Annotated in this window: 26 protein-coding genes and 4 pseudogenes; 10 read left to right on the forward strand and 20 right to left on the reverse strand. The window is 70.6% G+C overall.

Annotation, left to right across the window (positions count from 1 at the left end; all coding sequences use genetic code 11):
- Window positions 1-218 precede the first annotated feature (218 nt).
- Window positions 219-695 (forward strand): annotated as a pseudogene (locus tag ACQY4O_RS10700) (PAS domain-containing protein); the annotation flags it as partial.
- A gap of 18 nt (window positions 696-713) precedes the next feature.
- Window positions 714-2,063 carry a putative bifunctional diguanylate cyclase/phosphodiesterase gene (locus tag ACQY4O_RS10705; RefSeq protein WP_428378169.1) on the forward strand — a complete coding sequence of 450 codons (1,350 nt, stop codon included), beginning with the start codon at window positions 714-716 and terminating at the stop codon, window positions 2,061-2,063.
- 1 nt (window position 2,064) lies between these two features.
- Here ACQY4O_RS10705 and ACQY4O_RS10710 read toward each other — a convergent pair whose 3' ends face one another.
- The 9 genes and pseudogenes from ACQY4O_RS10710 to ACQY4O_RS10750 all read right to left on the reverse strand — a co-directional run bounded on the left by ACQY4O_RS10710 (window position 2,065) and on the right by ACQY4O_RS10750 (window position 11,076).
- Complete coding sequence (locus tag ACQY4O_RS10710) at window positions 2,065-3,141, reverse strand: WD40 repeat domain-containing protein (protein WP_428378170.1); 1,077 nt, start codon at window positions 3,139-3,141, stop codon at window positions 2,065-2,067.
- A 22-nt stretch (window positions 3,142-3,163) separates the two neighbouring features.
- Window positions 3,164-4,183: a CobW family GTP-binding protein gene (locus tag ACQY4O_RS10715; protein ID WP_428376367.1), complete on the reverse strand. Its 1,020-nt coding sequence runs from the start codon at window positions 4,181-4,183 to the stop codon at window positions 3,164-3,166.
- A gap of 4 nt (window positions 4,184-4,187) precedes the next feature.
- Window positions 4,188-5,501, reverse strand: a complete 1,314-nt coding sequence (locus ACQY4O_RS10720) for an O-antigen ligase family protein (protein ID WP_428376368.1) — start codon at window positions 5,499-5,501, stop codon at window positions 4,188-4,190.
- Window positions 5,498-6,631: a glycosyltransferase family 4 protein gene (locus ACQY4O_RS10725; protein WP_428376369.1), complete on the reverse strand. Its 1,134-nt coding sequence runs from the start codon at window positions 6,629-6,631 to the stop codon at window positions 5,498-5,500. Before ACQY4O_RS10725 ends, ACQY4O_RS10720 begins: the two co-directional genes overlap by 4 nt.
- Window positions 6,598-7,242 carry a glutathione S-transferase gene (locus tag ACQY4O_RS10730; protein WP_428376370.1) on the reverse strand — a complete coding sequence of 215 codons (645 nt, stop codon included), beginning with the start codon at window positions 7,240-7,242 and terminating at the stop codon, window positions 6,598-6,600. Before ACQY4O_RS10730 ends, ACQY4O_RS10725 begins: the two co-directional genes overlap by 34 nt.
- Before the next feature lie 19 nt (window positions 7,243-7,261).
- Window positions 7,262-8,341 (reverse strand): tRNA 2-thiouridine(34) synthase MnmA, encoded by a 1,080-nt coding sequence (gene mnmA, locus ACQY4O_RS10735; RefSeq protein ID WP_428376371.1) that lies wholly within the window; start codon window positions 8,339-8,341, stop codon window positions 7,262-7,264.
- A 9-nt stretch (window positions 8,342-8,350) separates the two neighbouring features.
- Window positions 8,351-8,665, reverse strand: a complete 315-nt coding sequence (locus ACQY4O_RS10740) for a ferredoxin family 2Fe-2S iron-sulfur cluster binding protein (protein WP_428376372.1) — start codon at window positions 8,663-8,665, stop codon at window positions 8,351-8,353.
- Window positions 8,653-9,916, reverse strand: a pseudogene (locus ACQY4O_RS10745) (cysteine desulfurase family protein). Before ACQY4O_RS10745 ends, ACQY4O_RS10740 begins: the two are co-directional and overlap by 13 nt.
- A complete protein-coding gene (locus tag ACQY4O_RS10750) occupies window positions 9,913-11,076 on the reverse strand; it encodes a cysteine desulfurase family protein (RefSeq protein ID WP_428376373.1) in 1,164 nt (387 codons plus the stop codon). Before ACQY4O_RS10750 ends, ACQY4O_RS10745 begins: the two are co-directional and overlap by 4 nt.
- A gap of 528 nt (window positions 11,077-11,604) precedes the next feature.
- Between ACQY4O_RS10750 and ACQY4O_RS10755 the strand changes: the two genes are divergently transcribed.
- Both ACQY4O_RS10755 and tyrS read left to right on the forward strand, forming a co-directional pair.
- Window positions 11,605-12,270 carry an alpha/beta hydrolase gene (locus ACQY4O_RS10755; protein WP_428376374.1) on the forward strand — a complete coding sequence of 222 codons (666 nt, stop codon included), beginning with the start codon at window positions 11,605-11,607 and terminating at the stop codon, window positions 12,268-12,270.
- A gap of 229 nt (window positions 12,271-12,499) precedes the next feature.
- Window positions 12,500-13,801 carry a tyrosine--tRNA ligase gene (tyrS, locus tag ACQY4O_RS10760; protein ID WP_428376375.1) on the forward strand — a complete coding sequence of 434 codons (1,302 nt, stop codon included), beginning with the start codon at window positions 12,500-12,502 and terminating at the stop codon, window positions 13,799-13,801.
- A 14-nt stretch (window positions 13,802-13,815) separates the two neighbouring features.
- Here the strand turns inward: tyrS and ACQY4O_RS10765 are convergent, their stop codons facing one another.
- A complete protein-coding gene (locus ACQY4O_RS10765; protein WP_428376376.1) occupies window positions 13,816-14,250 on the reverse strand; it encodes an Rrf2 family transcriptional regulator in 435 nt (144 codons plus the stop codon).
- 108 nt (window positions 14,251-14,358) lie between these two features.
- Between ACQY4O_RS10765 and ACQY4O_RS10770 the strand changes: the two genes are divergently transcribed.
- The 3 genes from ACQY4O_RS10770 to ACQY4O_RS10780 all read left to right on the forward strand — a co-directional run bounded on the left by ACQY4O_RS10770 (window position 14,359) and on the right by ACQY4O_RS10780 (window position 16,787).
- Window positions 14,359-14,877 (forward strand): MmcB family DNA repair protein, encoded by a 519-nt coding sequence (locus ACQY4O_RS10770; protein ID WP_428376377.1) that lies wholly within the window; start codon window positions 14,359-14,361, stop codon window positions 14,875-14,877.
- Window positions 14,878-14,939: 62 nt separating this feature from the next.
- Window positions 14,940-15,740, forward strand: a complete 801-nt coding sequence (locus ACQY4O_RS10775; protein WP_428376378.1) for an inositol monophosphatase family protein — start codon at window positions 14,940-14,942, stop codon at window positions 15,738-15,740.
- A 93-nt stretch (window positions 15,741-15,833) separates the two neighbouring features.
- Window positions 15,834-16,787 carry a lipid-binding SYLF domain-containing protein gene (locus ACQY4O_RS10780; RefSeq protein WP_428376379.1) on the forward strand — a complete coding sequence of 318 codons (954 nt, stop codon included), beginning with the start codon at window positions 15,834-15,836 and terminating at the stop codon, window positions 16,785-16,787.
- 202 nt (window positions 16,788-16,989) lie between these two features.
- Here the strand turns inward: ACQY4O_RS10780 and ACQY4O_RS10785 are convergent, their stop codons facing one another.
- Entirely contained in the window at window positions 16,990-17,343 is a 354-nt protein-coding gene (locus ACQY4O_RS10785; protein ID WP_428376380.1) for a type II toxin-antitoxin system PemK/MazF family toxin, read from the reverse strand.
- Window positions 17,340-17,564, reverse strand: coding sequence for an antitoxin MazE family protein (locus ACQY4O_RS10790; protein ID WP_428376381.1), 225 nt, complete (start codon window positions 17,562-17,564; stop codon window positions 17,340-17,342). Before ACQY4O_RS10790 ends, ACQY4O_RS10785 begins: the two co-directional genes overlap by 4 nt.
- 67 nt (window positions 17,565-17,631) lie before the next feature.
- Here ACQY4O_RS10790 and ACQY4O_RS10795 point away from each other — a divergent pair, with 67 nt between their 5' ends.
- A complete protein-coding gene (locus tag ACQY4O_RS10795) occupies window positions 17,632-17,892 on the forward strand; it encodes a hypothetical protein (RefSeq protein WP_428376382.1) in 261 nt (86 codons plus the stop codon).
- Here the strand turns inward: ACQY4O_RS10795 and ACQY4O_RS10800 are convergent.
- Together ACQY4O_RS10800 and ACQY4O_RS10805 are read right to left on the reverse strand one after the other, a co-directional pair.
- Window positions 17,885-18,472, reverse strand: a pseudogene (locus ACQY4O_RS10800) (Gfo/Idh/MocA family protein); the annotation flags it as partial. The gene ACQY4O_RS10795 and the pseudogene ACQY4O_RS10800 overlap by 8 nt on opposite strands.
- Window positions 18,473-18,517: 45 nt before the next feature.
- Window positions 18,518-19,279, reverse strand: a complete 762-nt coding sequence (locus tag ACQY4O_RS10805) for a Gfo/Idh/MocA family protein (protein WP_428376383.1) — start codon at window positions 19,277-19,279, stop codon at window positions 18,518-18,520.
- Between the two features lie 105 nt (window positions 19,280-19,384).
- On the opposite strand from ACQY4O_RS10805, the gene ACQY4O_RS10810 reads away from it, so the two are divergent.
- Window positions 19,385-20,578, forward strand: coding sequence for an SDR family oxidoreductase (locus ACQY4O_RS10810; protein ID WP_428376384.1), 1,194 nt, complete (start codon window positions 19,385-19,387; stop codon window positions 20,576-20,578).
- A 124-nt stretch (window positions 20,579-20,702) separates the two neighbouring features.
- Here the strand turns inward: ACQY4O_RS10810 and ACQY4O_RS10815 are convergent.
- The 6 genes and pseudogenes from ACQY4O_RS10815 to fabD all read right to left on the reverse strand — a co-directional run.
- Window positions 20,703-21,302: pseudogene (locus tag ACQY4O_RS10815) on the reverse strand (SDR family NAD(P)-dependent oxidoreductase); the annotation flags it as partial.
- On the reverse strand, window positions 21,299-22,342 hold the full coding sequence (gene mltG / locus ACQY4O_RS10820; protein ID WP_428376385.1) for an endolytic transglycosylase MltG: 1,044 nt from the start codon (window positions 22,340-22,342) through the stop codon (window positions 21,299-21,301). The pseudogene ACQY4O_RS10815 and the gene mltG, both read right to left, overlap by 4 nt.
- A 192-nt stretch (window positions 22,343-22,534) precedes the next feature.
- A complete protein-coding gene (gene fabF, locus ACQY4O_RS10825; RefSeq protein ID WP_428376386.1) occupies window positions 22,535-23,818 on the reverse strand; it encodes a beta-ketoacyl-ACP synthase II in 1,284 nt (427 codons plus the stop codon).
- Window positions 23,819-23,855: 37 nt separating this feature from the next.
- Complete coding sequence (locus tag ACQY4O_RS10830) at window positions 23,856-24,095, reverse strand: acyl carrier protein (protein ID WP_138325421.1); 240 nt, start codon at window positions 24,093-24,095, stop codon at window positions 23,856-23,858.
- A gap of 273 nt (window positions 24,096-24,368) precedes the next feature.
- Window positions 24,369-25,124, reverse strand: coding sequence for a 3-oxoacyl-[acyl-carrier-protein] reductase (fabG, locus tag ACQY4O_RS10835; protein ID WP_428376387.1), 756 nt, complete (start codon window positions 25,122-25,124; stop codon window positions 24,369-24,371).
- A gap of 45 nt (window positions 25,125-25,169) precedes the next feature.
- Window positions 25,170-26,141, reverse strand: coding sequence for an ACP S-malonyltransferase (gene fabD, locus ACQY4O_RS10840; protein ID WP_428376388.1), 972 nt, complete (start codon window positions 26,139-26,141; stop codon window positions 25,170-25,172).
- Window positions 26,142-26,338: 197 nt separating this feature from the next.
- Between fabD and ACQY4O_RS10845 the strand changes: the two genes are divergently transcribed.
- Window positions 26,339-26,908: a biliverdin-producing heme oxygenase gene (locus ACQY4O_RS10845; protein ID WP_428376389.1), complete on the forward strand. Its 570-nt coding sequence runs from the start codon at window positions 26,339-26,341 to the stop codon at window positions 26,906-26,908.
- Window positions 26,909-26,914: the final 6 nt, after the last annotated feature.

Raw genomic sequence — 26,914 nt, forward strand, 5'->3', positions numbered from 1 at the left:
AGATGAAGTCCGGCATGCCCCTCATCGCCATCCTCGACGACCCGAGCCGGCCGTTGCAGGAGCGCCTCGCCGCGGCGCTCGGCGCCGATGTCGCGCTGCGGGCCTTCGCCGCGGCCGAGCCGGCGCTGCCCGGCCCGCGCGATGCGGCACCCGATCTTGTCATCGCCGCGGCCCTGCCCGGCTTCGATGCGGCCGCCTTCGCCCGGGATCTCGCCGCCATGCCGGGATGCAGCGATGTCCCGGTCCTGCTGGTGGATGCCGGGGAGGATCCGGACGCCATCGCGGCGCGTACGTGGCGGCTGCTCTGGTCACGGTCGCGCGGCGCGGCGGCGGGGGTCGGCGACCACGCGCTGGCACAGGTGATCGACGCGGTGCCGGCCTTGCTCGGCATCTGCGACGCAAACGGGCGCTTCGTCCTGGTCAACACCCTGTATGCGAGGGTCGCCGGCACCCATCCGGCGGGCATGGCCGGGCATCGCATGGCCGACGCGTTCGGCGAGGCCTACGAGCAGCGCCACCTGCCGCTCGATGGGCTGGTGCTGCGCACCGGCAATGCGCTGCCCGGCTTCGAGGAGGAGATCACCGACCGCAACGGCGTCAGCCGCATCCTGCTGACCACCAAGACGCCGTTTCGCGGCGCCGGCGGACCTTGCGTGCTGACCACGTCGCTCGACATCACCGAGCGGCGTCGTGCCGAGACGCGCCTGGCCCAGCTGGCGAGCCACGATGCGCTGACCGGGCTGCCGAACCGGGTGCTGCTGCGCTCCCGCCTGGAACGGCGGCTCGAGCTGCCGCGCCCGCGCGGCACGTCCGCCCTGCTGTTCCTCGATCTCGACTCCTTCAAGCTGGCCAACGACCAGATCGGCCATGAGAACGGCGACCTGCTGCTGCGCGAGGTGTCGCGCCGCCTCGAGCGTGCCATCGCTCCGGGTGATCTGGTGGCGCGGCTCGCCGGCGACGAGTTCGCCATCCTGCAGAGCATTCCCCTGCCCGCCGGGAACGCACCGGATCCTGCCATGCAGACCGAAAGTGCGAGGAGCACCGCCCTCGCCCAGCAGGTGCTGCAGCTCATCGAGACGCCGTTCCAGTGCGGCGACGAGGCCGTGCATATCACCTGCAGCATCGGCATTGCGCTGCATCCGCAGGACGGCATGACCGCCGACGAGCTGTTGCGCAGCGCCGAGCTCGCCATGCACGGCGCCAAGGCCGACGGCCGCGCCTGCTGGCGGCTCTGCGTGCCGAACCTGAGCGAGCAGGCCGACCAGGCGGCGCGGCTGCGCGCGGACCTGCGCGAGGCCCTGGAGTGCCACGAGTTCGTGGTGCACTACCAGCCGCAGGTGGCGCTTGCGACCGGCCGTATCGCAGGCGTCGAGGCGCTGCTGCGCTGGAACCGGCCGGGCGTCGGACTGCTGCGCCCGGGCGAGTTCCTGCAGGGCGCCCTGGAGGCGGGCCTGACCGATGCGATCGACCGCTGGGTCGTGCAGCAGGCGTGCCAGGACGCGGCCGACTGGCAGGGGCTGGGGCTGCCGCGCATACGTCTCGGCATCAACCTGTCGCCCCGCATCCTCGATAGCGGCCAGGCGCTGGACCTGGTCACCGAAACACTCGCACTGACCGGGCTGGACGCCACCCTGCTGGAACTCGAGCTGACCGAAGGCGACCTGGTCGAGGACCTGGACGCGGCGGCCGACATGCTCGCATCGCTGCGCCGGCTCGGGGTCGCCATCGCGATCGACGATTTCGGCATGGGCTACTCGTCGCTGAACTATGTGAAGAGCTTTCCGGTCGACCGACTCAAGATCGACCAGTCCTTCGTGCGCGACCTCGAGACCGAGGGCCAGGACGCCGCCATCGTGCATGCCATCATCGCGCTCGGCCACAGCCTGGGCCTGAGCATCGTGGCCGAAGGCGTCGAGACGGTGGGCCAGCTCACCCTGCTGATGGGCGACGGCTGCGACGAGATCCAGGGCTACTATTTCAGCGAGCCGCTGCCGCGCGGCGAGCTCGAGCAGATCCTGCGTCGGGAACAGGCGCTTTCGCGGCCGCTGGCGGTGTCCGGCTGACCTACTTCACAGACAGGTCGATCACCGCCATGCGGCCGCCCTCGGTGCCGAAGGCGAGGCAGCTGCCGTCCGGCGAATAGGCCAGCGCCGAGACCGCCGCGTGCCCGGCGCTGCCATGCGGACCGCAGACCGGCAAGACCCGCTTGGTCGCCACGTCGGCCATCAGCACGGTGCCGTCGGCGAAACCCGCGGCGACGACATCGTGCTGCGGATGGAAGGCGACGCGCGTGCACAGCACATTCGCGATCCCGGCCAGTTCGGTCGGCGGCTTGCCCATCGGGCCGCCGCCGAAGAACGGCCACAGCACTACGGCATCGGCCCCCGACGTCGCCAGCCAGCGGCCGCTGCGCGAGAACGAGATCGACTGCGTCTTCTGCGGATAGCCGCTCATGCGCATGTTGTGGCCGTCCGGCAGCCGCCAGCCATGCAGCTCGTTCTCCTGCATGGCGGTGACCAGCGCCTCGCCCGCCGGATGCAGCGCGATGCCGATATGGCTGCCCTTCCAGGCCAGCAGCCGCGGCGCGTCGGCCTTGGTGTTCACGAAACGCAGCGTGGCGCCGCCATAGTGCGAGGTGGCGATGCGCTTGCCGCGGGCATCGAACACCACGCCCGAGACCGTGCTGTCATGATCGAGCGTACGCTGTAGCGCGCCGGTGCCGTCGCGCAGCTCGACCTGCTTGCCGGTCGCGGCGGCGATGAGCACCGTGCGGCCGTCCGCCACGCTCGCCACGTGCTCGACCCAGCGCCGTCCGGCTGCCATCTCGTGCACCGCGTCGTCGGCATCGATCCGGCACAGCCGGTTGTCGTCGCCGCCGGTCAGGAAGCCCTGCGGCGTCACGTCCTGCGCCAATGCGAGAGCGGCGCCGTCATGCACCTCGAGCCGCCGCCAGTGCTCGGCAGCACCCCGACGCGGGGTGACATGCACGATGCCCTCGCCGGTCGCGAACGCCATCCGGCTGGAGTCGCGGGCGATGACGCAGCCGACGATGAAGCCGTCCGCCTGCTGCACCGCGCCGCGCGTGTTGATCAGCTCGTCGACCGGCAGCGACTGCGAACGGGCGCCGAGCGCGGTGCTCATCGTACTGCTCAAGTCTCGCCCCTCAAGGTTGGGCGACGCAGGATTCGAAGCCGCGACGCAGGCGCGGCCGGTTCAGGTTGCGGCCGATGAACACCAGCCGCGAGGCGCGGGGCTCGTCCGGCTTCCAGGGTGCGATGAAGTCGCCGTCCGCCATCATGTGCACCGCCTGGAAGGCGAAGCGCCGGGTCTCGCCTTTGTAGGACAGGATGCCCTTGGAGCGCAGGATGTCCTGCCCCTGCTCCTGCAGCACGGCACCGATCCAGGCCTGGAACTTCGCCGCATCGAGCGGCGCTGCCACTTCGAACGACAGGCTCTGCACCTCGTCGTCGTGGCTGTGGCTATCGCTTTCCAGGAAGTCGGGGGCCACCGCGAGCGCACGCGCGAGGTCGAAGCCGCCCTGGTCGAGCAGGTCGGTGACGCTGACATTGCCGCGTTGCGCGCGGTGGATGCGAGCATACCGGTTGATGCCGCGTATGCGCGCCTCGACCGCATCGAGGGTCGCTGCATCCACGAGGTCGGTCTTGTTCAGCACGATGACATCGGCGAAGGCGATCTGGTTCTGCGCCTCGCGGCTGTCGGCGAGACGCGCCGGCAGGTGGAGGGCATCGACCACGGTGACCACCGCATCGAGCCGGGTCTTCGCCTTGATCTCCTCATCGACGAAGAAGGTCTGCGCCACCGGCGCCGGGTCGGCGAGGCCGGTGGTCTCGACGATGATGCCGTCGAACCGGCCGCGACGCTTCATCAGGCTGCCGAGGATGCGTATGAGGTCGCCGCGCACCGTGCAGCAGATGCAGCCGTTGTTCATCTCGAAGACTTCCTCGTCGGCATCCACCACGAGGTCGTTATCCACGCCGAGCTCGCCGAACTCGTTGATCACCACGGCATATCTGCGGCCATGCTCGGCGGTGAGGATGTGGTTCAGCAGTGTGGTCTTGCCGGCGCCGAGGAAGCCGGTGAGCACGGTCACCGGGATCAGGGCTGGCACCGGGATCAGGGCCGGCTTGCTGTCTGTTGCGGGAGCGGTCCGGGTCTCTGACATGAGCTCAGCCTCGAAGGATCACGGGACGTAAAGATGCAGGCCGCTGCATATAGGGCGTGGCGGCCGCCAGTCCCAACCCCAGGATCAGGAAGAACCAGCCGCCGAGCGGCATGTTGGTGAAGGCGCTGGACGAGGCGATCGGCCATTCCTGGATCAGCACCGCCACGAACAGTCCGGTGCGCCAGGCCTGCTGGACCGCGCTCTGGCCAGGAGGCTGCCGCGGCGACAGGGCCCGCAGCCACGCCAGCACCAGCAGGCAGAACAGCAGCAGCCCGGGCAGACCGGCATCGGTGAGCGCCTGCAGGTAGTGGTTGTGCGGGTGCTGCACGCAGAAAGCGGCGCCGCCGCCGTCGGAGGCAGTCGGCGCCAGCGGCGGCACGCCGTGGAAATACTCCGGCAGCGGGCAGCCGGTGCGGAAGCCGTCGAAGCCGCGGCCGGTGAGCGGGTTCGTGCGCGCGATCACGATGGCCCGGTCCAGGATCAACCCGTACGGGCTGCTGCCGAAATGCTGCATCTGGCGCTCGAACAGCAGCACGAGGTGCGAGAAGCTGCGCGGCGAGACAACGGCAGAGACGCCGACCAGCACCGGCACCAGGGCCAGACACGCGAGCAGCGGCACGCGCAGCCGGGGCAGCATCAGCCCGGCGACGACCAGGCCGAGGCCACTGAGCAGCAGCGGCACCCGCTGGCCCGACAGCACCATCAGGGCGAGGCCGCCGAGCAGCCCCGCGATGGCTCCGGCAACGCCGGCCACGCGCTGGCCGCGTGACCGACCGCGTCCGATCAGCCAGGCACAGGCCGGCAGCAGGGTCGGGAACAGCAGCCGCGACAGCGGCGCCGCCGCGCGCGGGTGGTCGTAGGGCCCGGTCAGGGTGCCGTCATGGAAGCGCGGCATGCCGAACAGGTTGTGGCCGGTGATGGCCTGCAGCAGCAGCTGGGCCGCGATGTAGGCAAAGCTCGCCCACAGCAGCCAGGCGAGCCAGCGCTGATGGCGCACGTCGCGCAGCACCCACGCCTGCAGCGCGGCCGGGAACAGCAGGAACCGCACGGTCAGCAGCGCCTGCAGGAAGGACCGGTCGCCGCCCTGCCCCAGATGCAGCACGGGAAGCGAACAGATCACCAGCCACAGCCACCAGAGTGCCGCGACCCCGACCCAGGCCTGCCGTGTCCAGCGCCAGTCGCGCAGCACCGCGGATCGCAACAGGAAGAGCACCGCCACACCATCGATGCAGCCCTCGGCCAGGGCGCGTCCATGCACCAGGAACAGCGGAACCAGCAGCGTGGCCACCAGGGCCACGCGGTCGAGCGGACGGGTCATGCGGGTGCGGCTTGGCCAAAACCGCGGCTGCGCGCAAGTGCGTCCGCGCGCATCGCCTGAAGCCGCCGCCGTGCCGGCGCGATGTCGAACAGCTGCGCACGGGCGAGCCCACGTCCGGAGAGACCGGCCTGCAGCGCCGGATCGCCGGTCAGCCGCAGCAAGGCGGCCTCCAACAGGTCCGGCTCGGCGCGCAGGGCGGCATGACCCACCACCTCGAGCAGTCCGGGACGCGGCGAGACGATCAGCGCAGCGCCGCAGGCCATCGCCTCCAGGGCGGTCATCCCGAACGGTTCCTGCCAGCGGCTGGGCACGACCACGATCGCGGCCCGCGCCATCGCCTCAAGCACTACCCGGTGCGGCTGGTGACCGTGCATCACGATCCCGGCCGCCGCGGCGAGTGGACGCAAGGCCGCCAGGAAAGCCGTGTCCGCCGCGTCGGCGGAGAAGCGATCGCCGCCGATGATCGCCGCCCGCCAGCCCGGACGGTGCGGCAGCACCCGCGCGCAGGCCGCCACGAAAGCGTCCGCCCCCTTGTCCGCGACCACCCGCCCGGCGAACAGGATCAGCTTCTCGCGCTCGCGCACGGGCGGCGGCAAGGCGGCAAGGTCGATGCAGTTCGGCAGCACCCGCACCTCCGTGCCGGTCGGCAAGCCCTCGACGAACCGCCCACGCAGCCAGTCCGACACGCAGGCCACCCGCATGCGTCGCAGCAGCGCTGTGCGCTCCGACGCGGTCCGGGCGCGGCGCATCGCCTGCGGATCGTTGTGCAGGATGAGCGCGACCGGGATATCCGGGAACCGCCATGCGAGATGGCGGGCGATCTCCGGCCGGTTATGCACTTCGATCAAGGCGGGTCGCAGCCTGCGCAGCACACTCGCCACGGCAGCCGCGTAGCGCAACGGGCCGAGCGGCGGCCACGGCACCGGGCGCGCGGCCACGAACCGCCGCCCGGCGAACGCGGGCGCCGCAAGTGGCGCGCCGACGATGCAGTCCTCCTGCGGGCTGAGCCGGTGCACCAGCAATCCGATCGCTCCCACCGCCCCCGGCGAGAATCCCTCGCGCGGCGGCAGCACCACTGCGACCGGGCCGTCGACGGTCAGCCGACCTGTTCGTATTTGTCCAGCCGCCATGCTGCCGGTTCGCGCGCCGCGTCGTCGTACCAGCGCTGCATCAGCGGATGCGCGCGCACCCGATCACGATAGGCCCCCGCGCCTTCGCCGAGCGGCACCGCGTACGAGAGCAGGCGGGAGACCACCGGGGCGAACATCGCATCGGCGATGCCGAACGCATCGCCATGCAGGAACGGCGCCGCCTGGCTCCAGATCGCCTCGACGCGCGCGATGTCGGCGGCGACCTCGCCGGAGATCCCCACCGCCAGGGGTCGCGCGTCACGACCGCAATTCATCGGCATCGCCAGGCGCAGCACCCGGAAGCCGCCATGCATCTCGCTGGCGACGCTGCGCGCCTGCGCGCGGAGAAGACGGTCCTCCGGCCACAGGCCCGGCGCCTGTTCGGCGCAATACTCGGCGATCGCCAGGCTCTCCCAGATCCGCGCCCCGCGATGCTCGAGATACGGCACCAGGCCGTTCGGGGTCGCCCGCGCGATCGCCTCGGTGTGGCCGCCGGCGATCGGGATCACCTGCTCCTCGACATCCAGTCCGGCGAGGTGCACCGCCAGCCAGCCGCGCAGCGACCAGGAGGAGTAGCGCCTGGTGCCGATGACAAGCCGTCCGTCCGCCATTCCCGCCCCCCCCCCCGGATTAGCTGTCGTCGCGCCGGATGAAGCCGCCGCCCAGCACGCGGGTGCGGTCATACAGCACGCAGGCCTGTCCGGGCGCTGCCAGGCTTGGCGCATCCAGCAACACCTCGGCCCCATCCGGTGTGGCTGAGACCGTCGCCTGTCGCACGCTCTCCCGCGCCCGCAACTGCACGGTGCAGCGCAGCGGCCCGGCAGGCGGGTCGATCAGCCAGTTCACCCCGCGCAGCCGCAAGGCAGCCCGTCCGGCCTGATCGCCGCGCGGCCCGACCACCACCCGCCGGCTGCCCGGCTCGACGCGCACCACCTGCTGGCGGATGCCGGCCTGCATCGCCGCAGCGCCGAGGCGCCGGCCTTGACCCACCGTGTAGCGTGCGATGCCCTGATGCCGCCCGAGCACCTGGCCGTCCTCGGACACGATGTCGCCATCACCGGCGATCTCCGGGCGCAGGCGCTCGACCATGCCGGCATAATGCTCGCCACCCGGAACGAAGCAGAGATCCTGGCTGTCCGGCTTGGCCGCAACCGTCAACCCCAGCCGCAGCGCCTCGGCGCGCACGGCCGCCTTGTCCGCCATCTCGCCGAGCGGGAAGCGCAGATAATCGAGCTGCGCCGCCGTGGTGGCGAACAGGAACCAGCTCTGGTCGCGGGCCGCATCGCGCGGCCGGTGCAGCTCGACTGCACGTGCAGTCTCGACGCGCCGCACGTAATGCCCGGTCGCCATCGCCTCGGCGCCGAGTTCGCGCGCCAGGCCGAGCAGGTCGGTGAACTTCACGCCCATGTTGCACTGCACGCACGGCACCGGCGTCTCGCCGCTGGCGTAGCTGTCGGCGAAGTTGCCGATCACGCTGTCGCGGAAGCGCTGCTCGGCGTCGATCACATAGTGCGCAAAGCCGAGCCGGTCGGCGACACGCTTCGCATCGCGTATATCGCGCCCGGCACAGCAGGCGCCGGCCTTCGCTTGCCCCTCGCGCACGTCATAGAGCTGCAGGGTCGCGCCGATCACCTCGTGGCCCTGCCCCGCGAGTGTTGCGGCCACCACCGAGCTGTCGACGCCTCCCGACATGGCGACCAGGATGCGCATGCGCCCGCGTCAGCCGGTACGCGGCAGGCGGACGACGAGGCCGTCGAGGGCCTCGGTCATCACGATCTGGCAGCCGAGCCGCGAGGTCTTCTCCAGGCCGAAGGCGAGGTCGAGCATGTCCTCCTCGTCCTCGGTGGCGTCGGCGAGCTTGGGGGTCCAGGCCGGATCGATGACGACATGGCAGGTGGCGCAGGCCAGCGAACCCTCGCACGCGCCTTCGAGATCGACGCCATGACGATGCGCGATCTCCAGCACGGACAGGCCGAGCGGCGCCTCCACCTCGCGCCGTCCGCCGTCACGCTCGACAAAGGTCATATTTGGCATTCTGGGGTCATCTTCGGCATGGCGTCATTGACAGAGCACTCTGGCATCTCGGCGGGCTGTCCAGGGGAAGACTGGCCAGGGGAAGGCTGGCCAGGAAAAGGCTGGTCGGTTGCGCTGTCGGCATGCGCGCGCAACAGGATCGCGGCCGCCTGCTCCAGGTCGGCCGGTGAGGTAAAACGTCCGATCGCCAGGCGCAAGCTTTGCGCCGCCTGCCTGCCGGGTCAGCCCCATCGCCTGCAGCACCGTCGACGGTTCCACCGAAGCGGACGAGCAGGCCGAGCCGGTCGACAGGCACAATTCCGGCGCCGCCGCGATGATCGCCTGCGCGTCGGTGGCCGGGAAGCGCAGGTTGAGGTTGCCCTGGATGCGGTGGACCATGCTGCCGTTGATGGCGAGATCCGGGATGCCGCGCCGCAGCCGCTCCAGCAGCCGGTCGCGCAGCGAGCCGAGACGGATCGTCTCGTCCGCCTGCTCGTCCGCCGCGAGCTCCGCGGCGCGGCCGAAGCCCACCACCAGCGGCACCGCCAGCGTGCCCGGGCGCAGGCCGCGCTCCTGGCCGCCGCCGGAGAATAGCGGCTGCAGGCGCACCCGCGGCCGGCGGCGGACATAGAGCGCGCCGACGCCCTTGGGTCCGTACATCTTGTGGGCGCTGACGGAGGCGAGATCGAGATCCAGCGCGCCGACATCGATGCCGATCTTGCCGGCAGCCTGCGCCAGGTCGGAATGCAGCAGCGCGCCGGACGCACGCACCATCGGCGCCAGGCCGGCGAGATCCTGGATCACCCCGGTCTCGTTGTTCACCGCCATGATGCTGACCAGCAGCGTCGGCGTGCGCAGGGCTTCGCGCAGGCATTCCGGGTCGAGCCTGCCATCCGCCTCGACCGGCAGCACGACCGTCTCGAACCCTTCGTCTGCGAGATCGCGTGCCGCCTGCAGCACGCAGGGATGCTCGGTGGCGAGGGTCACCACCCGGCGGCGGGGGTCGCCATAGGCGCGCAGGTGCCGCACGGCGCCCTTGATCGCGAGGTTGTTGCTCTCGGTGGCGCCCGAGGTCAGTACCACCGCACGCGGATCGGCGCCGATCAGACGGGCCACCGCCGCGCGGGCGAGGTCGCAGGCGGCTTCGGCGTCGCGTCCCATGGCATGCTCGGCGCTGTGCGCGTTGCCGTAGCGCACGCCGAAGAACGGCAGCATCGCATCGACCACGCGCGGATCGCACGGCGTCGTGGCCTGGTTGTCGAGATAGATCATGCCGCGTGCGATTCTGGATGCGATTCTGGATGCGATTCTGGATGCGATTCTGGGCCGGCCGCCATGCGGATGTAGGCGGCGATGAAGCCGTCGACGGACGCCTCCTGCACATCCCAGGGCAGCGAGACGCGGATCGCCTGGCCGGCGAGCACGCCCAGGCCCATGGCGTCCAGAACGTGCGACGGCGCCAGCTTGCCGGACGAGCAGGCACTCCCCGCGGACACGCCGTAGCCTGCGATGTCGAGCGCGATCAGTTGCGCCGCCGCGGCGCGGCCCGGCAGCGCCAGGCAGGTGGTGTTAGGCAGCCGCGGCGCCGCAGCCCCGCAGGCGATGGCGCCGGCGGCGATGGCGGCCTGCTCGATCCGGTCACGCAGGCGGCCGTGGAGGGATGCGGCCTGCGCCATGCCGGCGACCGCCACCGCCGCCGCGGCGGCGAAGCCGGCGATCGCCGGCAGCGCCGGCGTCCCGCCGCGACGGCCCTGCTCCTGGCCGCCGCCCAGGAGCATCGGCGGCAGCCGGCCGCGCCGCGCGCCGCCGAGCAGCAGCGCGCCGGCGCCTTGCGGACCGCCCAGCTTGTGGCCCGAGAGCGCCATGCTGTCCGCCCCCAGCGACGCGAGATCGAGCGGCAGCCGACCGGCCGCCTGCACCGCATCGACATGCAGCCATGCGCCATGAGCGCGGCAGATCTGCGCCGCCGCGGCCACAGGATGCAGCACGCCGGTCTCGTTGTTGGCCAGCATCAGGCACACCAGCGCCCGCCCCTGTGTTGCGGCCAGCGCTGCCGACAGCGTGTCCGGATCGAGGCGGCCATCGGACTGCACGGCAAGCCCCTGCGCACCGGCGGGCGCCGCATGCCGGACCGCGTCATGCTCGGTGGCGCCATACAGTACCGGCCGCGCGACGCCGTGCAGGGCGAGCGCGTTCGCCTCGGTGCCGCCGGATGTGAACACGACATCGTCGATTTCGGCGCCGAACAGGCCGGCAATGCGCTCGCGCGCCGATTCGAGCAGAGCACGAGCGGCTCGCCCGGCACGATGCACCGAGGCGGGGTTGCCCGCCGCGCACGCCGCCGCCTCGGCAGCACCCAGCGCAGCATGACGGGGGCTCTCCGACGCATTCGCATCGAACAGCGTAAATAATTCGTTAGAAACAGTGTCCATAGGTGTCCCAAGAATGATCGAACACTGGATGAGACAGGCTTGTTGTCATGTTATCACAATCCCGTGTTTCCTATCTGTGCCGCACTATGCGGCTTGCGCGTTGATTCCAGTGTAAATCGGCCGCCAGCGCCGCTATACCGTCGCAGGCGTGTTGTCCGCGGGCCAATTTTGCAGCGTGGAGTCGCACGAAAAGGACCAGGTTGATGACCTCCCACCCCACGCAGTCGCGGCGAATTCGCCCAGCCCGGTTGCAACAAGGCAGGGCGCAACTCGTTTCAACGCGCACCGGCAACGCGGACAGGGCAATTTGAAAGCTCCGCTCGTTGCGCCATATACAGCCTCCCCGTCGCGAGCGGCTCCCGACCCGCTGCACGCGGCCATGTTACGGCAATCCGGCACCTAGCCGGCCGCCCGCGACACTCATGTTGAAGCCGGACGCATGGCGGGGCATCGCCGGGCGTCCGAATTGCGTTGCAACAAAGCTCGCGCCCATGCCTCGAGGCGGAGCGGCAAGAATAGCGGGACAAGATGCCTGAGGTGATGTTCGCCGGTCCTGACGGCCGGCTCGAAGGACGCTACCACCACTCCAGCGAGCCGAACGCGCCGCTTGCTCTCATCATGCACCCGCATCCGCTGCATGGCGGGACGATGAACAACCGCATCACCTACGCGATGTACCGGGCGTTCGAGAAGCTCGGCTTCTCCGTCATGCGCTTCAACTTCCGTGGCGTCGGGCGCTCGCAGGGCCGCTATGACGGCGGCATCGGCGAGATCAGCGATGCCGCCGGCGCGCTCGATTGGATGCAGATGGTCAATCCGAACTCCAGCGGGCTCTGGATCTCCGGCTATTCGTTCGGCGCCTTCGTCGGCATGCAACTGCTGATGCGTCGCCCGGAAGTGTCCGGCTGGGTCAGCGTCGCACCGCCCGCCAACCATTATGATTTCGGCTTCCTCGCACCGTGTCCGTGCGGCGGCCTGATGCTGCATGGCGATGCCGACGAACTGGTGCCGGAACCCGCGGTCCGCAAGCTGGTGGACAAGCTCAACACCCAGAAGGGCGTGCAGGTCGACTACCGCGTCTATGCCGGCGCCGACCATGTGTTTGCCAATCATGCAGACCAGGTCTCGGACGCCATCGACGACTATGTCGGCCGCGTGGTTGCCCGCAAGACCATGGCGCTGGCTGCCGACTGAACCTAGTCCGCACGCTTGTCGCACTTGCAACGGCGCCGGGAGCAACCCGGCGCCGTTTCCTTTTGATCGGCGCTGCGGACTCCGCTTCGGCCATGTGCAACGTCGCGGGCTGCGTTGCAACGCGCACATGACGGCTCTGCAACATTGTCCGTCATCCGGGGACGCCGTGCCAGTCGCCGGCTCACATGCTACAGGCCGGTCCACCGATCCAACACCCCAGGCCGACCGCATGACCACCAAGACCCCGCCGCTTCTGGAAGCCCCATTCCTTCACGAAGCCCCGTTCCTTCAAGAAGCCGGGGCGCGCGGCTACATCTTCCAGTGCACCGACATCGCCGCCCTCGACGCCGCGCTGCAGGCCGGCATCGTCGGCGGCTATGTCGGCTTCGACGCCACCGCCGACAGCCTGCATGTCGGCTCGATGATCCAGATCATGCTGCTGCGGATGCTGCAGCGGCACGGCCATCGGCCGGTGGCACTGCTCGGCGGCGGCACCACCCGCATCGGCGATCCCTCGTTTCGCGACGAGGCCCGGCAACTGCTCGACCCGGACGGCATCGAGCGCAACCGCGCCGGCATCAGGGCCAACCTCGCCGCCATGCTGCGGTTCGGCGACGGACCCTCGGATGCGATCATGCCGGACAATGCCGAGTGGCTCGACCGGCTCGGCTATATCGACCTGCTGCGCGAGGTCGGGGTGCATTTCAGCGTCAGCCGCATGCTCGGCTTCGACAGCGTGCGCCAGCGCCTGGAGCGCGAGCAGGGACTCACGTTCCTGGAATTCAACTACTCGATCCTGCAGAGCTACGATTTTCGCGAGCTCTGGCGTCGTTATGGCGTGACGCTGCAGATGGGCGGCTCCGACCAGTGGGGCAACATCGTCTCCGGGGTCGACCTGGTGCGCCGCACCGACCAGAAGCAGGTGTTCGGCCTGACCACGCCGCTGCTGACCACCGCGTCGGGTGCCAAGATGGGCAAGACCGCTGCAGGCGCGGTGTGGCTGTCGCCCGCGCGGCTGGCGCCGTTCGACTACTGGCAGTTCTGGCGCAACACCGAGGATGCGGATGTGTGCCGTTTCCTCAAGCTGTTCACCGACCTTCCGGTGGCGGAATGCGACCGGCTGGGCGCGCTGCCGGGGGCTGCGATCAACGACGCCAAGAAGATCCTCGCGACCGAGGCGACGGCGATCTGCCATGGCCGCGCCGCTGCCACGCAGGCGGCCGAGGCCGGTATGCAGCTGTTCGAGGCGGGCAGCCCGGCAGGCGCCGGGGCCGCCCACGAGGCGCTGCCGTCACGGCCGATCGCGGGCGCCAGCCTGCAAGCGGGACTGCCGGTGCATCGCCTGTTCGCCGAGATGGGGCTGGTGGCCAGCAACGGCGAGGCACGGCGGCTGGCGCGCGGCGGCGGCCTGCGGGTCAACGACGTGGCGGTCACCGACGAGAACCGCGTCATCTCCAGCGCCGATCTGCGCGACGGCGCGATCAAGCTGTCGGTCGGCCGCAAGCAGCACCTGCTGGTGCGCCCGCAATAGTTACGATGCCGATCTCAGCCGGCGAGTGCTTTCGCAGCCTTGCTGATCTGCACCGCCACGGCATCGAGCGTGATGGCGGCCAGGGCCGCCCGCATGGCGATCTCGGCGGCCTCGAACCGCTCCCCCAGCACGCGTGGAACATGCCGTCCGACCGGACATTCGGGGTCGGGGTTGGCGTGCAACGGCAGCAGCGGCAGGCGCACCGGATTGACCGCGATCCAGACATCGTCCAGCGAGATCCGTTCCGCCGGACGTCCAAGGGCCGCACCCCCCTGGCCCCGGCGGACGCGCACCAGGCCGGCCTGTGCCAAAAGGCGCATGATGCGCCGGACCACCACCGGGTTGGTATTGACGCTGCCGGCGATGCGCGGGCTCGTCAGGCGGCTGGCCGGCTCGATCGTCATCAACAGCATGATGTGGGTGGCGACTGAGAAACGGGTTGCGATCATGGCGATTGTGCAGCGTCTGCGGACAAGCGTGGTTGCGCGACCATCCGAGATAGTTCGACAACGCCGCCCCTTGCCGGCGCCGCGCCATTTCGGCATCACCCGAGGCGCATGCAGATCAGTGACGAGCGCAGATCAGCCTTGGCCGCGCATTCCCTCGCCATCCGGCGCGCCGCCGCCAGGCTCTGCGGGCAGCTCGGCTGGGCGCCGCTGCACGAGGTGCCGCTGCCGAACGGCAGGCGCGCCGACATCCTGGCGCTGCGTCCCGATGGCGGCTTTGCCTGCATCGAGGTGAAGTCCGGGCCGCGCGACTTCCTGACCGACACGAAATGGCAGGACTACCGGGCCTATTCCGACGCGCTGTATTTCGCGGTCGACGAGCAGTTCCCCCGCGCGCTGCTGCCCCCCGATACCGGCCTCGTCGTCGCCTGCGTCGGTCCGCACTGCGCGCCCGGATCGCTGATCGCCCCTGATGCCGAGATCCTGCGCGAGGCGCCGGCGCACGCGCTGGCGCCGGCGCGGCGGCGTGCCCTGTTGCAGCGTTTCGCCACCGTCGCCGCCCAGCGGCTGGCAATGCTCGAGGACCCGGCGGTCACCGCCTCGCTGCGCGCGGCACTCAAGGTCGAGTGAGCGCACCTTGCGCCGTCAGGTGCGGCGGCTCAGGCTGACCGCCCGCAACCGGCGAGGGCCCGATGCAGTCGACCGCACTGAACCAGCGCCTCGAGGCGGCCACCGGGATCGTCGCCGAAGCGGCGGCGCTGGCGATGCGCATGCGCCCCGCCTCCGGCAGCTTCACCGGCAACCTGAAAGGCGCACAGGACTGGGTGACCGAGGCGGATGGCGCGGTCGAGGCGCTGATCGCCGGCAGGCTGCGATCCTTGTTCCCGGAGGATGGCTTCAAGGGCGAGGAGACCGGGGACAGCGAGCAGGGTGCCGCCGCGTCCCTGCGCTGGGTGGTGGACCCGATCGACGGCACCTCGAACTATGCGCGCGGCCGGGATCGCTGGGCGGTCTCGCTCGGCCTGATGGATGGCGCGCGGCCGGTGCTCGGCCTGGTCGCGGCACCGGTCCTGCGCGAGACCTTCCTGGCGCGCGAGGGCGGCGGCGCCACCTTGAACGGGGCGCCGATCCGGCCGGCCGACACCAGCGATATCGGCCGGGCGATGGTCGAGGTCGGATGGAGTCCGAAGGTCACGGCCGCGGCGCACGGGGCGCTGAGCGAACGCGTCGCGGCCCTGGGTGCGGCGCCGCGTACCGGCGGCTGCGGTGCCATCGCGCTCGCCGAGATCGCCTGCGGGCGGCTCGACGCCTATATCGAGCCGTTCATCAACCTGTGGGACGTTGCCGGCGCACTGCCGCTGCTGGCCGAGGTCGGCATACGCGTCTCGCCGTTCCTGCGCGATGGCGGCATGACCGGCGCATGCCCGATCCTGGCCGCGACGCCGGGCATCGCCGAGGCGGTCGCGCAGGCGACCGGGATCAGGTTCGAGTAGAAGCGGGCTCACCGCCGAGTGCGATTCTTGCTAGTCAGGAGCCTCAGGCATCCGGGCGACTCGGTCCGGGTGCGGGCTGGAGACAGAAACACCATGCGAACCCGCCGCGGCCTCACGGCGCTCTTCTCGGTCATGCTGCCCGCCATGGCGCTGACGCCCGGACCGGCCCTTGCACAACAGCCCACCGAGCAGCAGGAGCAGCAGCAGCGGCTGGTCGACCGGGCCACGCTGACGGCGCAGGACATTCTCGACTGGCACGCCAACGGCGACCAGGCGCGGCGATTCCTGGCCCGCTCGCGCGGGGTGCTGATCTGTCCGAGCATCTTCCGCATGTCGTTCATCTTCGGCGGCTCCGGCGGCGGCTGCACGCTGCTGGCGCGCGACGGCTCCGGCTCCTGGTCGGCGCCGGCCTTCTACTCGATGGGATCCGGTTCGTTTGGATTGCAGGCCGGGATCCAGGATGCCGAGCTGATGCTGTTCATCATGAGCCGGCGCGGCCTGACCGCGATCATGGACAGCCAGTTCAAGTTCGGCGCCAACGCCGGCGTCACCCTGGCGACACTGGGCGCCGGCATGGAGGGCGACACCTCGGCGGCGTTCAATGCCGACATCGTGGTGCTCGAGAAGAGCAAGGGCCTGTTCGCCGGCATCTCCCTGCAGGGCAGCATCCTGTCGTTCGACAGCGCGGGCAACCGCGCCTATTACGGCCAGCCGGTGGGCGTGCAGGACATCGCGATCGCGATGCGGGTGAACAATCCGGGCGCCGATCCGCTGCGCGCCGTGCTGATGCGCTATGGCGGCACCGGTGGCGCGCCGCAACCGGCCTATCGCGGCGGCGAGGACGCGGGGCCGCCGCCGCAGTCCCAGCCGGACGAGTATCCGCCGCCGTATCAACGCGGCAACGCCTACGGCGCAACCGGCGGCGACGCGGGCACCCCGGGCACCCCGTCCGGCCCCGGCGCGTATCCGCCCAACCCGGACACCGGTCCGACGCAGCTTGCACCGAGCGACCCGGTGCAGAGCCAGTCGCTACCGCCGCCGCGCTGATGGCGACACGGCCCCTGCCGGACGCAAGCAGCGCGGTTGCCGATCTGCTCGATCCTGAGCCAACGGCATGGGCGCTGCAGGCGGCGGGGCTGGAGCACAAGGCGATCTGCTCGGCCGTCGGTGCGGGCGCCAATACGGTTGGCAGGTGGCGTCGTCGTTTTGCGGTTCATCGCCTGGACGGCTTGCTTTGGGCCATTGCTCGTCACGCCTCCTGCTTAGTCCTTGGCGAGACAGCCAGTCCGAGAAACACGAGGACGGCCTGGTTGAGCCGCAGGATATCTTCGTCGTCCAACCTGCCGACCCGCGTGCCAACCTTGATCTTGGGGACTGTCGTAATCTTGTCCACCATCAAACGGGACGCCGCCCGCAGGCCATTGCGCTCGTTCGGCTCCACCGGCAGGCGGAACAATGGCGCATCGGTCTCGTCCGTGGTGAAGGCGCAGATGGTGACCGAATCGGTAGCGTCGAAGCTATCGTCCTGAACGATGACGACGGGGCGTGGCTTGCCCGCATAGTCCTTGCCGCCAGCGACGGTCCAGATGTCGCCTCGCCTCATTCATCGCCCCAGTCCGAGACCGCGTCGATGAACGCCTGATCCTCCCGCGCGTGAGTGCTGGCGGCGATTGCGGTCGACTGGCGATGCGCTTCGGAGCGGAAGGCAGGGGAGCGTACATCGGGCACCCAAATCTGGATCGGGCGGAGCCCCTGCTCGCGCAGGCGTTCCCGATGTTCCCGCACCTTGATGCGCGAAGGCTTGGCGCTTGATGCCGAGGTCATGACACGTCTCCAATATAGTTACATGTAACCTATCACGGGCCGCCCGCTTCCGCCAGGACATTCACCGGTGTTCGCCGCCGAGACGAACCCCTCCTCCTTACGACCCTCTCTCGAGCCGCTCGGGTTGATCTCCGGGTTTCCCGGCCCGGCGCAGGTCCGTGACGCGGCCTTCGCCCAGGTCATCGACGGGCGGCTGCTTGGACAGGCCAGCCTGTGGGCTGCCAACGACAATGCCGCCGCCGGCGAGGCCGTGCAGCGAGCGGTCGCGGCACATCCCGAGGCGAGCCACAGCGTGGCTGAACTGGCCGGCCGCGCCGGGATCAGGTGAGCGGATAAGGCCCAAGCTGGCTCGGCCACTCGCCACGAGGTTTCGCCTGCGTCACGATCGGCGGCAGCCTGACCGCCGTGCCGCCGGCTGCCGACTGGTAGATCGCGGCAAGGATACGCATGTCCTGCAGCCCCTCCTCGCCCGGCGTCAGCGGCACCGCCTTGTTGTGCAGGCTGAGCGCGAAGGCGTCCATCTCGACGGCGAACTGGTTCCTCGGCGTGAAGCGCCGGGTTTCCAGCGCACCGGCGCGCCCCGCCTTGCGGTCGATCTGCAGGGCGAGGTTGTCGTAGCCGAACGCCGGGTCGAGCCCGAGCCAGCCGCGCTCGTTATGCACGCGCAACTGCCGGCTCTCGTGGAATCTGTAGCCGGAACTGCCGGTGGCGATGATCCCGGACGGGAACCGCAGGGTGAACAGCGCCACGTCCTCGACCTCCCTGAAGCGCGCATCATGCGCCGGGTGGGTGACCTGGCCGGTGACCTCGATCGGCTCCTCGCTGGTGATGTAGCGAAACGCGTTGGTGCAGTAGAGCCCGACATCGGGCAACGAGCCGCCGCCGGCCATCGCTAGAGCAGCATGATGTTAGTTGGAATCGCTTCGCGATTCCAACTAACTCATAAAGCTGCTCTATTTCACTCTCAAGCGGAGCATGATGCATGCATCATGCTCTAGGACCTGCCGCCACTGGCCGTTCGGCAAGTTGTTCTGGCCGTTGACCGCCTCGATCATGCGGATCGCGCCATACTGCCCGCGGCGCGCCAGCCCGATCAGGGTGCGATGCGCCGGATCGTGCTGCAGCCGGTAGGCGATCATCAGCGTGCGCTTGGCCTGCCGGCAGGCCTCGACCATCTGCTCGGCCTCGGCGACGGTCGCCGCCATCGGCTTCTCGCACAGCACGTGCTTGCCGGCGGCAGCGGCGCGCAGCGTGAACTCGGCATGCATCGCATTCGGCAGCACGATATACACCGCATCGATGTCCGGGTTGTCGCGGATGCTGTCGAAGTTCGCATAGCCGTACACGTTCTTCTCGGGCACGCCATATTGCGCCGCGATCGTGCGCGCCTTGTCCGGCCTGCCGCTGACGAGGGCTGCGATGCGCACATGCGCCGCCTGGCCAAAGCCCGGCAGGATCTCCTCCAGCGCCAGGGTGCCGAGCCCCACCACCGCGATGCCGAGTCGCCCGGCTGGCGGCAGCGGGTTCGGGACCTCGCCGTTGGCCTCGCCGGGCGCATGCAGCGGCGGCAGGCTGACCTTGCCATCCTCGACCGCACCACGCAGCGCGCCCGCTTCCTGCCGGCCGGAACCGGGCGGAGGGGTAGCAGCGGCCGCGGCGCCCGCGGCAAGCAGGGCGGTGGTGCCGAACAGGGTGCGGCGGGTCAGCTCGGTCATGCACGGGCTCCGGTCGGGTTCGGCTGGCGCACCAGCCCGACCGCCCAACACGGCGCGAGAGAACGGGATTTACAGACCCACAGGCTTGTGTCGCTTCTACGCCCCATGCCCGAGCCCAAGTCCGACCGCGCCGCGCCCCCGTCCCTGCCTCGGGCCGCCCTGCCCAGGGTGGTGATCATCACCGGCGGCTCGTCGGGGATCGGCCGCTGCACCGCCGGCCTGTTCGCGCGGCGCGGCTGGTCCGTCGGGCTGATTGCCCGCGGCCCGGCGGGACTGCGGGCGGCCCTGGACGATGTGCGGGCAGCCGGCGGCGCCGGCGCGGTCGCGGTGGCGGATGTCGCCGATGCCACGGCGCTGGAACAGGCGGCGCGCGCGCTCACCGCCCAGCTCGGCCCGGCCGATGCCTGGATCAACGCCGCCGGCAACGGCGTCTATGGACGGCTGCTCGACGTGCCGGAGGCGGAGTTCCGGCGGGTGACCGACGTCACCTACATGGGCACGGTGAACGGCGTGCGGGCGGCATTGCGGATCATGCTGCCGCGCGATGCCGGCGCCATCGTCAATGTCTGCTCCGGCATCGTGTTCCACGGCCTGCCGCTGATGTCGTCCTATGTCGGCGCCAAGGCGGCGGTGCGCGGCTTCGGCCAGTCGATCCAGGTCGAACTTAAGCTGGCGCGGAGCCGGGTGCGGCTGGCGACCGTCTTTCCGCCCGCGGTGAACACCCCGTTCTTCAGCCACGCACCGTCCTACATGGGGTTTCCGGCCCGGCCGGTGCCGCCGGTCTATCAGCCCGAGATCGTCGCCGAGGCGCTGTATCTGGCCGCCACCGGGCGCTGCCGGGAGATGACGGTCACCTCGGTGGTCACCGCCTTCTCCTGGGTCGCCCGGCTGTCTCCGGCGCTGGCCGCGTGGCTGATGGGACGTCTGCGCTTCGACGCCCAGCTGTCGCGCGATCCGGCGGCGCTGGCGGCCGAGGAGCCGTGCCTGTTCCGGCCGCCCTCGCGTGTGCTCGGGGTTCGCGGGCCGTTCAACCATCGCGCCCGCGGCTGGAGCGCGCAGGTGCGCCTACTCGGGCTGCTGCAGCGTATCAGCGCGCGGCCCGATGCCGGGCTCACTCCCGCGTCAGGAACGGCGCTGCCAGCGCCGTCGGGGGCAGAAACGGCGCCGCAAGCGCCGTCGGGGGCAGGAATGGCGCCGCAAGCGCCTGGCTCGCCGTCCAGACCTGCGCCCGCAGCGCCATGTCCAGCGCCCGCCTGTTCGGGCGCACCGGCAGACGCCGCTTCAGGTAGGCCCCGGTAAGTCCTGCGCACGCCGGCGACAGCGCGGCGAACAGCGGCGTGTCCGCCCCCTGGCACTCGGTCAGGCTGAACGCCGCCAGCAGCCGCCAGGCGAGCCCGACCATGCCCGGCTCGCGCACCAGGCCGGTGGCGACCAGGCCCGGATGCACCACATTCACGGTGACCAGGGCCGGATCGAGGCTGGCCGCCAGCGCCAGCTGGGTCATCAGCAGGGCAAGCTTGGACCGGGCATAGGCGCGCGTCATCCGCCAGGACCGGGCGAGCTCCAGGTCGGCCGGATCGATCGTCGCGCCGTCCGAGGTCGACGAGCCGATACTGACGACCCGGGCACCGCCGCCGCAGGCGATCAGGGCCGGCAGCAGCGCGTGGGTCAGCACGAACGGCGACAGGTGGTTGACCGCGAGCGTGTACTCGTGGCCCTCCCGGGTCAGCTGCCGCCGCGGCGACAGGGTGCCGGCATTGTTCACCAGCAGCGCCAGCCTGGGCGCACGGATGCGGATCGCGTCGGCAGCCGCGCGGGTCTCGCCGAGCAGCGACAGGTCGGCCCGCACCGGGATCAGGCGGTCCCGGCTGTCCGGCACTCGCCTCGCGATCCAGTCCACTGCCCGGCCCAGGCGCGCCGCGTCGCGACCGATCAGGAACAGCTCGTGGCCGGCGCCCGCCAGGCCGAGCGCGATCCAGCGTCCGATGCCGCCGGTTGCCCCGGTGATGACGGCCGCGCTCATTTGGCCAGCACGGGGGGAACCGGCACGGTGGGAATCGGCACGGGGGGAGCCGGCGCCGATACCCCTGTCGCGTGCGACGCCTCGCGGGCGCGCAGCCTGGCGACGTTCTGCAGGTGGGTCGGAAGGTCGGCGGCGAACGCATGGCCGCCCGTGCCGTCGGCGACGAAGTAGAGCGCATCGCCCGCGGCCGGATGCGCTGTTGCCTGCAGCGAGGCGAGCCCGGGCGCGCAGATCGGCCCGGGCGGCAGGCCAGGCAGCAGGTAGCTGTTATAGGGATTCGGCTGCGCGAGGTCGGCCCGGCTAAGCGGCCGCGCCAGCACGCCCAGCCCGCCCGAGGCACCGTAGATGACGGTCGGGTCCGATTGCAGGCGCATGCCCTGGTGCAGCCGGTTGAGGAACACCCGCGCCACCAGCGGGCGCTCTGCGGCCTTTGCGGTCTCGCGCTCCACGACGCTGGCGAGGATGAGCAGGTCGTCCGGAGTCGGCAGTTCGGGCTGCGCATCCCGGCCGGCCCAAACCTGCGCCAGCCTGCGACGCATCGCGGCTTGCATGCGCCCGACGAGTTCGCGTCGTGGCATGGCGAGTTCGTAGGCGTATGTATCGGGCATGATGCTGCCCTCGGCGGGGACCGGCGCCGGCCCCGCCAGTGCTGCCGCGCCAGCGACCAGCACCGCGATCTGCGCGGCGGTGAGGCCTTCGGGTACCGTCAGCTCGTGCTGCACCGGCCGCGATGTGCGCAGCACCAGCAGCAGGTCACGCACCGAGGCGTGGGCCGGGAATGCCAATTCCGCGGCATGCACCGGCCCCTGGTCACGGGTCAGGCGGCCGGCGAGCCGGAAGCCGAGCAGCGATGCGGGCCCGTCCGGCAGCGCGCCGTGCCGCTGCAAGGCGGCCCCCGCGCTCGCCAGGCCGCCATGCGGGATGACGATGGCCTGATCCCCCGCCAGCGGACCCGGCCTGCCGTACAGCCAGAGCCCGCCCAGCCCGGCCGCGCCAGCCAGCAGGATTGAAAGGAATAGCAGCATCAGCAACCGGCGCATCGAGACAGCCTGCCAGAGTCCGCACCAAGAGGCCGCTTGGAAACGCCTGATACTGGATGAGAGCGGCCCAGAGGGCCGCGGCCGGCGTGACTGTTCGAGCACCGCAGCGGAGCGGCCTGTTCGGCCGTGAGCAGCGGAGCGGAGAAAGGGCGCGTCGGATCGCCAGCAGCAGGCGTTTCCGAGCGGCCTCTCTCAGACGCCGCCGAGGACGATGCTGGCGTTGGTGCCGCCGAAGCCGAAGCTGTTCGACAGCGCGTGGCGCACCGGACGCTCCTGCGCCGTGTGCGCCACCCGGTCGATCACGCTCTCGCGGCTCGGATGGTCCAGATTGAGGGTCGGCGGCACGACGCCGTCGCGGATCGCCAGCAGCGAGAAGATCGCCTCGATCGCACCGGCAGCCCCGAGCAGATGCCCGGTGGCGGACTTGGTGGAAGACATCGCCAGGCCACGGGCGGCGTCGCCGAACAGGCGCTCCACCGCCTCCAGCTCGAGGTCGTCGGCCATGGTCGAGGTGCCGTGTGCGTTCACGTAGCCGATCTCGGCAGGCGCGAGGCGGGCGCTCTTCAGCGCGGCCACCATCGCGCGATACGCCCCGACATGGCCCTCGGGCGGTGCGGTGATGTGGTGCGCGTCGCCCGACAGCCCATAGCCGAGCACCTCGCCGTAGATCTTGGCACCCCGCTTGCGGGCGTGCTCGTATTCCTCGAGCACCACGATGCCGGCGCCCTCGCCCATCACGAAGCCGTCGCGGTCGCGGTCCCAGGGCCGCGAGGCACGCGCCGGGGTCGCGTTGAAACCGGTGGAGAGCGCGCGCGACGCACAGAAGCCGGCGATGCCGAGTTCGCAGACCGCGGCCTCCGCGCCGCCGGCGACCATGATGTCGGCATCGCCGAGCAGGATCAGGCGCGCCGCGTCGCCGATCGCGTGCACGCCGGTGGCGCATGCGGTGACCGCGGAATGGTTCGGCCCCCTGAAGCCGTAGCGGATCGAGACGTGGCCGGAGACCAGGTTGATCAGGGCGGACGGGATGAAGAACGGCGACAGCCGTCGCGCGCGGCCTTCATGCACCTGCACGGAGGCCTCGTAGATGCTCTGCAGGCCGCCGATGCCCGAGCCGATCATCACGCCGGTGGCACACTGGTCCGCCTCGTCGGTCGGCATCCAGCCGGAATCCTCCACCGCCTCGATGGCGGCGACCAGGCCGAGATGGATGAAGCGATCCATCTTCTTCTGGTCCTTGTGCGGGATCCATTCGTTGAGATCCAGGCCGCCGGCCGCGCGGGTGCCGGCCGGCACCTCGCCCGCCACCTGCGCCGGCAGGCCGGAGGGGTCGAAGGAGGTGATCGCCCGGATGCCGCTCTCGGCCTCGACCAGCCGCGACCAGAACTGCCTGACGCCCACGCCGAGCGGGCCGGCGATGCCCATGCCGGTCACGACCACCCGACGGGGACCGGCTCCGTTCAGCGTGGGTATCATGGCTGCAGCCCCCTGGCTTGGATTGAGGGGCCTGGATTCAGGCTGCCTTCTGCTTCTCGATGTAGTCGATCGCGTCCTTCACGGTGGAGATCTTCTCCGCCGCGTCCTCGGGGATCTCCACACCGAATGCCTCCTCGAAAGCCATGACCAGCTCGACCGTATCGAGGCTGTCGGCGCCGAGGTCGTCGATAAAGGAAGCCTCGGGAGTCACCTTGCTCTCCTCGACGCCCAGGTGCTCCACGACGATCTTCTTAACCTTGTCGGCGATCTCGCTCATCTGATCCTGCTTCCTCTCTGCCCCGGAAAACCCGCGGTTCGAACCCGTTCGTCCTGTTGTCGGCATCCGCAGTCGCGCCTTGACCGCGAACCCTGCCGCCCGCCTGCGGACGAAGCAGCGGGCGATTAGCATGGAATTTCATCGCTCGCCAAGGCACCGGATCGATGCGCCTCCGCCGCCGACGGCGCAAGGGTGGCGCGACGATGAAAGTTTCGCAGTCCTTTCGCTTCAAGTCCCCGGCCCTCACGTCCCCGGCCCTCACGTCCCCGGCCTTCACGTCATCGCCATGCCGCCATTGACGTGCAGCGTGGCCCCGGTCACCCAGCCTGCCTCGTCGGCGGCGAGATACGCCACCGCGGCGGCGATGTCCGCCGGCTGTCCGATGCGCCCGAGCGGGATCGCGGCGGAGAGCTTCGCGCGCTGCGTCTCGGGCAGTGCCGCGGTCATCGCGGTCTCGACGAAGCCCGGCGCCACCACGTTGACGGTGATCCCGCGCGAGGCGACCTCCTGGGCCAGCGACTTGCTCATGCCGATCATGCCGGCCTTGGCGGCGGCGTAGTTCGCCTGTCCCGCATTGCCGGTCTGGCCCACGATGCTGGCGATCGAGATGATGCGGCCGGCCCGCCGGCGTAGCATGCCTTTCAGGGCGGCGCGGCAGAGCCGGAAGGGTGCGGCGAGATCGACCTCCAGCACCCGGTTCCAGTCCTCGTCCTTCATGCGCAGCGCGAGCCCGTCGCGGGTCAGCCCGGCATTGTTGACCAGGATGTCGAGGCCGGCGCCGGCAGCCTGCTCGGCGGCGGCGACCAGCGCGTCGGGTGCAGCGGGATCCGACAGGTCGGCGGGACAGACATGCACCCGGGATGCCGGCGCTGCGGTCGCCAGCGCCGCGGCGAGGCTGTCGAGCGCCTCGCGGCGGGTTCCGGACAGCACCACGGCGGCGCCCTGGGCATGCAGCGCGCGCGCGATCGCCGCCCCGATACCGCCGGACGCGCCGGTCACCAGGGCGATCTTGCCATCAAGCCTGAACATCGATGGGTCTTCCTCAGATCTGGTTGAGCCTTGGCGTAAGCCCGGTCAGAGGAGCTTGAGCAGTTCCTCGATCTCCTCGGGCGTCCCCGCGCTGCGCGTGGCGGCGTCCGGGGCGATGCGCTTGCACAGGCCGGACAGCACCTTGCCGGCGCCGAGCTCGACGAAGCTGTCGACGCCGAGTGCCGTCATCGCCTGCACGCTCTCGCGCCAGCGCACCGTGCCGGTGACCTGGCGCACCAGCAGGTCGCGTATCGCGTCGGGCGCTGTCGCCTTGGCGGCGGTGACATTGGCGATCAGCGGCAGGCGGGGGGGTGCGATGCTGGTCTCGCCGAGCGCCTCGCGCATGGCATCCGCCGCCGGCGCCATCAGCGAGCAATGGAACGGCGCCGATACCGGCAGCGGCATGGCGCGCCGGATGCCGCGCTCGCGGGCGATCTCGATGGCGCGCGCGATCGCGCCGGTGGCGCCGGAGATCACCACCTGGCCGCCGCCATTGTCGTTGGCGACCTCGATCACCTCAAGCCGGTCCGGCTGGCCCTCGGCCTGCAGCACCGCGGCGGCGGCACAGATCTCGCGTGCCTGCTCGAGTTCGGTGCCCAGCAGCGCCGCCATGCCGCCCTCGCCCGCCGGCACCGCGCGCTGCATCGCCAGGCCCCTGCGCCGCAGCAGCCGGGCCGCCCCCGCCACGTCGAAGCTGCCGGCGGCAGCCAGCGCCGAATACTCGCCGAGCGAATGCCCCGCCACCACCGCCGCGCGCGCGGCGACGTCGAGCCCGGCCTCGCGCTGCAGCACGCGCAGCACCGCCAGCGACACCGCCATCAACGCCGGCTGGGTGTTCTGGGTCAGGGTGAGATCCTCGATCGGGCCTGCGAACATCAGCTTCGACAGCCGTTCGCCGAGCGCGTCGTCGACCTCCTCGAAGACTTCCCGGGCCGGTGCGAAGGCGGCCGCGAGGTCGCGTCCCATGCCTGCGAACTGGCTGCCCTGTCCGGGGAAGATGAAGGCGTAAACGGGCATTCGTGCAGGATCCGATCCGGCCTGGAGCCTGATGCATGCATCAGGCTCTGCTTGAGAGTGCGGTAGGGCAGCAGCCGCCACCCTGGGAAAGCTGGGACATGACGGACAGGCCGCGAGGATGTCAATGTCGTGCCGGCCGGCGCAGACTGCGGTGCCGGCGTCGGACTTGCTCGTCAGGAGATCGGGAGGCGACCCGCATGAACGAACTCAGGGCCGTGCTGCGCCAGGGAACGCAGGCGGCACACCAGCGGCTCGATGCCCGCATGAGCACGCTGCCGCTCGACCGGCGCCCGTCCTACAGCCGCTTCCTCCACGCCCAGGCGGCCGCCCTGGTGCCGCTCGAGATCGCGCTCGAGCAGGCCGGCGTGGTCTATCTGCTGCCGGACTGGAGCTGGCGCACCCGGCGCGCCGCCCTGCTCGCCGATATCAGGCAGCTCGATGGCGAAGCGCCGCCGTCACCCGCCTCGGAGGAGCAGGTGGTCGACTGGATCGACAGCCCGGCTGCGATGCTCGGCGCCACCTACGTCCTGGAGGGCTCCCGCCTCGGCGGCGCCCTGCTGCGCAAGCAGGTGCTGGCGGCCGAGGACCCGGTGATCCGGCTGGCCAGCCGCTTCCTCAACCACGGCAACGGCGAGAACCTCTGGCTCACCTTCAACGACACGCTGAAGGAAGCCCAACTGGACGAGGCGGCGCGGGCAGTGATGGTGGACAGCGCTGTCCGAAGCTTCGCGCTGTTCGAGACGGCAGCGCCACCGCTTCCGAACTAGCGGCCC

It is taken from the genome of Lichenicoccus sp. (assembly GCF_965277665.1).
Taxonomy (GTDB): domain Bacteria; phylum Pseudomonadota; class Alphaproteobacteria; order Acetobacterales; family Acetobacteraceae; genus Lichenicoccus.

Coding starts and splice junctions, on each gene's coding strand:
- ACQY4O_RS10710 (WP_428378170.1), bottom strand. CDS start 3,141: ATGAGCACCGCGCTCGGCGCCCGTTCGCAGTCGCTGCCGGTCGACGAG.
- ACQY4O_RS10715 (WP_428376367.1), bottom strand. CDS start 4,183: ATGTCAGAGACCCGGACCGCTCCCGCAACAGACAGCAAGCCGGCCCTG.
- ACQY4O_RS10720 (WP_428376368.1), bottom strand. CDS start 5,501: ATGACCCGTCCGCTCGACCGCGTGGCCCTGGTGGCCACGCTGCTGGTT.
- ACQY4O_RS10725 (WP_428376369.1), bottom strand. CDS start 6,631: ATGGCGGCTGGACAAATACGAACAGGTCGGCTGACCGTCGACGGCCCG.
- ACQY4O_RS10730 (WP_428376370.1), bottom strand. CDS start 7,242: ATGGCGGACGGACGGCTTGTCATCGGCACCAGGCGCTACTCCTCCTGG.
- mnmA (WP_428376371.1), bottom strand. CDS start 8,341: ATGCGCATCCTGGTCGCCATGTCGGGAGGCGTCGACAGCTCGGTGGTG.
- ACQY4O_RS10740 (WP_428376372.1), bottom strand. CDS start 8,665: ATGCCAAATATGACCTTTGTCGAGCGTGACGGCGGACGGCGCGAGGTG.
- ACQY4O_RS10750 (WP_428376373.1), bottom strand. CDS start 11,076: ATGGACACTGTTTCTAACGAATTATTTACGCTGTTCGATGCGAATGCG.
- ACQY4O_RS10755 (WP_428376374.1), top strand. CDS start 11,605: ATGCCTGAGGTGATGTTCGCCGGTCCTGACGGCCGGCTCGAAGGACGC.
- tyrS (WP_428376375.1), top strand. CDS start 12,500: ATGACCACCAAGACCCCGCCGCTTCTGGAAGCCCCATTCCTTCACGAA.
- ACQY4O_RS10765 (WP_428376376.1), bottom strand. CDS start 14,250: ATGATCGCAACCCGTTTCTCAGTCGCCACCCACATCATGCTGTTGATG.
- ACQY4O_RS10770 (WP_428376377.1), top strand. CDS start 14,359: ATGCAGATCAGTGACGAGCGCAGATCAGCCTTGGCCGCGCATTCCCTC.
- ACQY4O_RS10775 (WP_428376378.1), top strand. CDS start 14,940: ATGCAGTCGACCGCACTGAACCAGCGCCTCGAGGCGGCCACCGGGATC.
- ACQY4O_RS10780 (WP_428376379.1), top strand. CDS start 15,834: ATGCGAACCCGCCGCGGCCTCACGGCGCTCTTCTCGGTCATGCTGCCC.
- ACQY4O_RS10785 (WP_428376380.1), bottom strand. CDS start 17,343: ATGAGGCGAGGCGACATCTGGACCGTCGCTGGCGGCAAGGACTATGCG.
- ACQY4O_RS10790 (WP_428376381.1), bottom strand. CDS start 17,564: ATGACCTCGGCATCAAGCGCCAAGCCTTCGCGCATCAAGGTGCGGGAA.
- ACQY4O_RS10805 (WP_428376383.1), bottom strand. CDS start 19,279: ATGACCGAGCTGACCCGCCGCACCCTGTTCGGCACCACCGCCCTGCTT.
- ACQY4O_RS10810 (WP_428376384.1), top strand. CDS start 19,385: ATGCCCGAGCCCAAGTCCGACCGCGCCGCGCCCCCGTCCCTGCCTCGG.
- mltG (WP_428376385.1), bottom strand. CDS start 22,342: ATGCGCCGGTTGCTGATGCTGCTATTCCTTTCAATCCTGCTGGCTGGC.
- fabF (WP_428376386.1), bottom strand. CDS start 23,818: ATGATACCCACGCTGAACGGAGCCGGTCCCCGTCGGGTGGTCGTGACC.
- ACQY4O_RS10830 (WP_138325421.1), bottom strand. CDS start 24,095: ATGAGCGAGATCGCCGACAAGGTTAAGAAGATCGTCGTGGAGCACCTG.
- fabG (WP_428376387.1), bottom strand. CDS start 25,124: ATGTTCAGGCTTGATGGCAAGATCGCCCTGGTGACCGGCGCGTCCGGC.
- fabD (WP_428376388.1), bottom strand. CDS start 26,141: ATGCCCGTTTACGCCTTCATCTTCCCCGGACAGGGCAGCCAGTTCGCA.
- ACQY4O_RS10845 (WP_428376389.1), top strand. CDS start 26,339: ATGAACGAACTCAGGGCCGTGCTGCGCCAGGGAACGCAGGCGGCACAC.